At 70.4% G+C, this 6437-nt stretch carries 5 protein-coding genes; 2 read left to right on the plus strand and 3 right to left on the minus strand.

What is annotated here, in order from left to right:
* Positions 1-107 precede the first annotated feature (107 nt).
* On the minus strand, positions 108-815 hold the full coding sequence (locus ACFVIM_RS31265; protein ID WP_384308553.1) for a bleomycin resistance protein: 708 nt from the start codon (positions 813-815) through the stop codon (positions 108-110).
* A 66-nt stretch (positions 816-881) separates the two neighbouring features.
* Here ACFVIM_RS31265 and ACFVIM_RS31270 point away from each other — a divergent pair, with 66 nt between their 5' ends.
* Positions 882-1523: a PadR family transcriptional regulator gene (locus tag ACFVIM_RS31270; protein WP_384308555.1), complete on the plus strand. Its 642-nt coding sequence runs from the start codon at positions 882-884 to the stop codon at positions 1521-1523.
* Between the two features lie 20 nt (positions 1524-1543).
* On the opposite strand, the gene ACFVIM_RS31275 is transcribed toward ACFVIM_RS31270, so the two are convergent.
* Positions 1544-2968: a glutamate decarboxylase gene (locus ACFVIM_RS31275; RefSeq protein ID WP_384308558.1), complete on the minus strand. Its 1425-nt coding sequence runs from the start codon at positions 2966-2968 to the stop codon at positions 1544-1546.
* Positions 2969-3612: 644 nt separating this feature from the next.
* On the opposite strand from ACFVIM_RS31275, the gene ACFVIM_RS31280 reads away from it, so the two are divergent.
* Positions 3613-4290, plus strand: coding sequence for a DedA family protein (locus ACFVIM_RS31280; RefSeq protein ID WP_384308561.1), 678 nt, complete (start codon positions 3613-3615; stop codon positions 4288-4290).
* Positions 4291-4601: 311 nt separating this feature from the next.
* On the opposite strand, the gene ACFVIM_RS31285 is transcribed toward ACFVIM_RS31280, so the two are convergent.
* On the minus strand, positions 4602-6272 hold the full coding sequence (locus ACFVIM_RS31285; protein WP_384308564.1) for a threonine/serine exporter ThrE family protein: 1671 nt from the start codon (positions 6270-6272) through the stop codon (positions 4602-4604).
* Positions 6273-6437: the final 165 nt, after the last annotated feature.

Here is a 6437-nt window from a genome sequence, read left to right on the forward strand (position 1 = left end):
GAGATCTCTCCGGGGGCCGCATCGCTGTCCGGTGCCCGTCCGCGCGGAACGCGCCCACGCCTCACCCGTCCCACGGACCTCTGACGGCCACCGGCTTCTCTGGCCCCTCAGTCCTCCAGATCCGCCAGCCGGGCCAGTGCGTCCCGAGCCTCCTGGCGCTCCGCGTCGCTCAGCCGCACCTCCCCGGCGCGGGTGAGCAGCGCCCCCGCCCGTTCCCTCTCGCCCTCGCGCTGGGCGATGTCCCCGCGCAGGACCAGCATCCGCAGCAGTTGCACGGGCGTCGGCGTCTCGTCCGTCAGGGCGAGCGCCCGGTCGAGGATCTTCGCCGCGCCCTTCAGATCCTCCTTGGAGTCGACGTAGAGGTCGGCCGTGTGCAGCGCCTTGGCGAAGGTCTCCCGGGGGGCGGGCCGGTGGTGCTGGTCCTCGCTGATCTTCTGGCCGACACGGATGGAGTTGCCGGTCGGGTCGGTTATCAGGAACTGCCGTACGCCGTACGACATGTCCTTGAGCGGTCCGATGCGCGGCAGGCCGCGCGTGGGGATCCGTCCGTACGCCTCCTTCAGACCGCGCCGGAACGCCTGGTGCAGGGTCTCGACATCCTCCGTGAGGAGGTAGCAGCCGGAGTAGGAGGCGGAGGGGTCGTACTCCTTCATGCCCAGGAACTGGAACTCGACGGGGCCGCGCTCGACGACCACGTACGCGTAGGGGCTCTGCTGGCGGAATGTCGTCTCGAAGCCGAGTGCCGTGTAGAAATCCACCACGGACTGGATCAGCTCGGTTCGGCAGGGGAGAAGCGGAATGGTCTTCTCGGTCATGATGACATCCTAGTCAAAGTTGAGTAGATTAATCAAACTTGATGAGCGAGTGATGGGGAGTGCCTCATGTCAGCGATCCGTCTGCTGGTCCTCGGCGCGGTACGCCAGCACGGGCGCGCGCACGGCTACCAGGTCCGCAACGACCTGGAGTTCTGGGGCGCGCACGAATGGTCCAACGCCAAGCCCGGCTCGATCTACCACGCGCTGAAGCAGATGGCGAAGCAGGGGCTGCTGCGGGTCCATGAGATCGCCCCGTCGACAGCGGGCGGTCCACCCCGTACCGAGTACGAGATGACCGACGCCGGGCAGGAGGAGTTCCTCCGGCTGCTGCGGGAGGCGCTGACGGCCTGGGACGAGAAGCTGGACGTCCTGTCGTCGGGAGTCGGGTTCATCGTCGCACTGGAGCGGGCGGAGGCCGTGGCGCTGCTCAAGGAGCGGGTGCGGGGGATGGAGGGCTGGCGGTCGAGCGTGACCGAGTACTACACACCGGAGGAGGGTCCCGAGTCCCTCGGGCACATCGGCGAGATCATGAACCTGTGGGTGGCGTCCGCCGACTTCGGCGCGGAGTGGACCCAGGGGCTGATCCGGCGCATCGAGGGCGGTGCCTACACCTTCGCCGGGGAGGGGGAGCCCCAGATCACGGTCCTGGAGCAGGGGGAGGAGAACCCGTACGCGACCGGAGCGGCGCACCCGGGGGACCGCGAGTAGACGGCGGCGCGGTGCGGGCCTCAGTGGTGGAAGGCGGTCGCCATGGCCGGGTCCCTGGTCAGCGGGTGCGCCTGACGGCGCAGCTCCGGCAGCACCCGGCCCAGATCCTCCAGGAGCAGCGCCGCCAGGTCGGCGGAGAAGCCGTTGCGGCACACCACCCGCAGGACGGCGAGGTCCTCCCGGTTCGGCGGGAAGGTGTAGGCGGGCACCAGCCAGCCGGACTCCCGCAACCGCCGTGAGACGTCGAAGACGTCGAAGGCGGTGACCCCGGGCGCCGTCGTGACCGCGAAGACCGGCAGCTCGTCGCCCCGGGTGAGCAGCCGGAACTCCTCCAGCTCCGCGAAGCGCGCGGAGAGCCCGAGGGCCACGTCACGGGCGGTCTGCTGGACCGCGCGGAAGCCCTCCCGGCCGAGCCGCAGAAAGGTGTAGTACTGCGCGACGACCTGCGCCCCGGGACGGGAGAAGTTGAGGGCGAAGGTGGGCATGTCGCCGCCGAGGTAGTTGACCCGGAAGACCAGCTCCTCGGGGAGCTCGGCCGCCGAGCGCCACAGCGCCCAGCCGACGCCCGGGTAGACCAGCCCGTACTTGTGGCCCGAGGTGTTGATCGAGGAGACGCGCGGCAGCCGGAAGTCCCAGACGAGGTCCGGGTCGAGGAAGGGGGCGACCATCGCGCCGGACGCCCCGTCCACATGGACGGGGATGTCGAGTCCCGTACGCTCCTGGAGCGCGTCCAGCGCCGCACAGAGGTCGGCGACCGGCTCGTAGGAGCCGTCGAAGGTCGAGCCGAGGACGGCGACCACGCCGATGGTGTTCTCGTCGCAGAGCGCGGCGGCGGCCTCCGGGTCGAGGTGGAAGCGCTCGCCCTCCATGGGGACCTGACGGGCCTCCACCTCCCAGAAGGTGCAGAACTTCTCCCAGCAGACCTGGACGTTGACCCCCATCACGAGATTGGGCCGGGCGGTGGCGGGGTATCGGTCGGCGTTCCTCGCGCTCCAGCGGCGTTTGAGCGCCATCCCCGCGAGCATGCAGGCCTCGCTCGACCCGGTGGTGGAACAGCCCACGGTCGCGGTCGGCTCCGGCGCGTTCCACAGGTCGGCGAGCATGGCCACACAGCGGCGCTCCAGCTCCGCCGTCCGGGGGTACTCGTCCTTGTCGATCATGTTCTTGTCCCGGCACTCGTCCATGAGCACCCCGGCCTGTGGCTCCATCCAGGTGGTCACGAAGGTGGCGAGGTTCAGCCGCGCGTTCCCGTCGAGCATCAGTTCGTCATGGACCAGCCGGTAGGCGGTCATCGGCGGTAGCGGGCCGTCCGGCAGCCGGTGCGTCGGCGGTGCCTCCGTCATTCCGCTGACCGGGTTGGCCTCCCCGTAGAACGGGTTGAGCGCGAGCTTGCGCCGCCCGCGCCCCGGATCCGACGAAGGTGCCGCGCCCTTGTGGAGTGCCATCCCGCCGCCTTTCACCGCCCGTCACCCACCACGCCTGTCCTGCGTGCCGTGTGTGCCGTGTGTCTCGCCATCCCCGTCCCAGGCTGGTACGGGGGAACCGGCCCGGCAACGCGGCGCGGCCGAACGGGCGGCCCATGACCGGGCCGTCACCCACGGGGGACGAACACGTCTCCGGGGGTACGCCCAGCGGAACGCGTCTCAAGGGGTGCGCGCGATGACACGCGTCTCCAGGGACATGTCCGACGGAGCGCGCCGCAAGGAGCCCGTTCGGCGGGACACGCCTCATGGGACACGCCCTCAAAGAGACGGGACACGCCTCATGGGACACGTCCCTCTCGCGACACCAGGTCGCGTGCGCCCGCTGGATCTCGCGCGCCGGGAGCGCCCCCGGCGGGCCGGGGAGAAGAGGGGCGCACGGATGTGCTCGCGCAACCAGCCCCGGGGCCGGTGCGTTGATAACTTTGGCTCCGGGCGACGGCGGGCCCGCGTATCCCGGCCGCCCGCCGCCTCCGCACGACCCCGCGCCGCGGACGTTCCCCGGCCCGGCACCGAGGATCCGCGCACCCCTCCGCCCGTTTCACCGATCCACACCACAGATCCATACGGATCCCCCACGGATCCATGACTCTGGGAGCCTGGACGTCGTGACCCCTCTCGCCCTCGGACCGAGCTGGCTGGACCCGGACCAACTGATCGGGACCTTCGGTCTCATCGGGGTACTCGTCATCGTCTTCGCCGAGTCCGGGCTGCTGATCGGCTTCTTCCTGCCCGGTGACTCGCTGCTGTTCACCACCGGTCTGCTGGTCACCACCGGCAAGCTCGACGATCTGCCCCTGTGGGCGGTCTGCGCGCTGATCGTGGTCGCCGCGGTCACCGGCGACCAGGTCGGCTATCTCTTCGGGCGCAAGGTGGGCCCGGCGCTCTTCACACGGCCCGACTCCCGTCTCTTCAAACAGGAGAACGTCGAGAAGGCCCATGTCTTCTTCGAGAAGTACGGCCCCAAGTCGCTGGTGCTGGCGCGGTTCGTGCCCATCGTGCGGACGTTCACGCCGATCATCGCCGGGGTCAGCCGGATGGACTACCGGTCCTTCGTCGTCTTCAACGTGGTCGGCGGGGTGCTGTGGGGGGCGGGGGTCACCCTGCTCGGGGCGGCGCTCGGCCGGGTGGACTTCGTCCATCAGCACATCGAGAAGATCCTGATCCTGATCGTGCTGCTGTCGGTCCTGCCGATCGCGATCGAACTGCTGAGGGCGCGCTCCCGCGCCGCCGCCGCGACGGAGGGCACCTCCACCCCCCAGCGCGGCCGCCACGCCAAACGCTGAGCGGAACCACGGCCGCGCGCCTCCCTGGAGGCGAGGAGCGAAAGCGTCTCCTGGGTGGCGCGTGAGCACCACGGCGTGCCAGGGCACGTCGCACAGACGGGATGGTGCGGACACGGCCTAGTGCTGTGACCGGAAAGGTTCACCGGCCCGCGACGCCCGGCACGGCACCTCTCCCCCTGGGCCTTCGGCCCGGGGGTACCCCCTGCGTTGTCGGACCACGCAAGTACATCCAGTACGAGCCGTGGACCTCCGCCTTGCGATGCACCACACCGAACGCCGCGGGCCCACGGCAAACCTTTCCGGCCACAGCACTAGAAACCCCGGGTGCGCTTGGCCGCCCGGCGGGGTTCGGACGGGGTCGGCCCACCGGGAACACGCAGGAAGAGCCGGGAGATCTCGCCACCGAGGTTGACCCCGATCGCGATGGCCAGCGCCAGCGCGGCAGCGGTGGACAGCGAGACCAGCCCCCGGTTGACCTCGCCCCGCGCGATGGCCAGCAGACCGAAGTAGGTGGCGCTACCGGGCAGCAGCGGCCCGATCGCGGCCGTCACATAGGGGAGCGCGGAGGCGAACTGGTAGCGGGCCAGCATCTGCGCGAAGAGGCCCACCAGGCCCGCGGCGGCGGCGGTCGCCAGTACCGGAGGCAGATCGCCGGTATGGGCGAGGGCGCCGAAGACGACCCAGCCGACGCCCCCGTTCAGCGTCACCAACAGCACGGTGTGACGTTCCTGCTGAAGCAGGACCGCGAAACAGAAGGAGAGCCCCATCGCCGCCAGCAACTGGATCTCCGGGCGCTCCACCGCGAGCAGCGCCGTCTCCGGAGTGAGCCCGGCACCGAGCGCCAGCCCCAGATACAGCACGGTCAGCACGCCGACGACGATGCCGACGATCAGATAGCCGACCTCCAGCAGCCGGGCGGCGGCGGTGATGTAGAAACCGGTGAGCCCGTCCTGTACCCCGGCGACCAGCGCCCGCCCGGGGATCAGGGCGAAGAGCCCACCGGTGATCACGGCGGAGGCCCGCACATCCAGCGAGGAGAGCGAGAGCGCCACCCCCATCGCTGCCGGAGGCATGGCCGCCGCCACGAACTGGTAGAACTCCGGCAGCCCGCGGCCCGCGCTCAGCCAGGCCAGGCGGTCCCCGAGCATGGCGCTCACCATCGCCGCCAGGAAGACCAGCAGATCACCGCCGACCAGCACCGACGCCGAACCCGCGAGCAGCCCACCGGCCACGGTGAGCGCCCAGGTCGGGTAGGGGTGGCGGTTGCGCCGGATCTCGGCGAGCCGCCGGTACGCCTCCTCCAGGGAGATCTCGCTCTCCTGCGAGCTGATGTCATGGACCAGCCGGTAGACCGTCGCGAGCCGGGTGTAGTCGGTGCCCCGGCGGCGTACGGTCCGGTTGGCCGTCACGGGGTCGTCCACGAGCGAGGGCTGATACGTGATCGACAGCAGGGTGAATGTGACCGTCGGCTCGCACCGGTCCAGACCGTACGCATGGGTGATGGCGAACATCGCCGCCTCCACATCCTCCGCGCCCTCCCCGCCCGCGAGCAGCAGCTCCCCGATACGGAGAGTGAGGTCAAGCACGCGTGGAACGGCCGGGCCACCCTCCTCCTGCCGCTGGACGGCCTCCGGCACCGGGCGCTCACCGACCGGCATCCGCAGCATGGTGCGCATCCGGTCCTGCCAGGGCGCGTCCCGGCTGAGCCGCAGCTCGGGGATGCCCTGCGCGGGAGTGAAGGCGGGGGGCGAATGGCGGGCGCTGTAGGTACGCGGCCGGGCGAAGGCTGACCCTTCCGGTTCGGCGGGCGGCTCGGGCGACGCTCCCTCCGGAAGGGCGAATTCCGAGGTGGGGCTGTCCTCTTCATGCCCCTCAGGCAGCCCCACACCCCGAGGCGGCGTGAAGGCACTGTGCCCCTCGTCAGCGGGGGTTCTCCGGTCCTCCCGCCGCCCCGGCTCCTGCTGACCCTCCGGCTCCGCCACCACTTGTGCCGCCCTCGCTCCTCAGTCCTGCATTCCGCTTACCCGATATTTTTGCGGTTCTTCGCCTCCGGGGCGCTTTAGTCGATGTCTCGCGTCCGACGTGCTCGATCGCTCGTTCCTCGCGATCTCCGCGCGACGGCCACGACAACTCGACGCGCCCCTTTG

It is taken from the genome of Streptomyces sp. NPDC057638 (assembly GCF_042800315.1).
GTDB lineage: Bacteria > Actinomycetota > Actinomycetes > Streptomycetales > Streptomycetaceae > Streptomyces.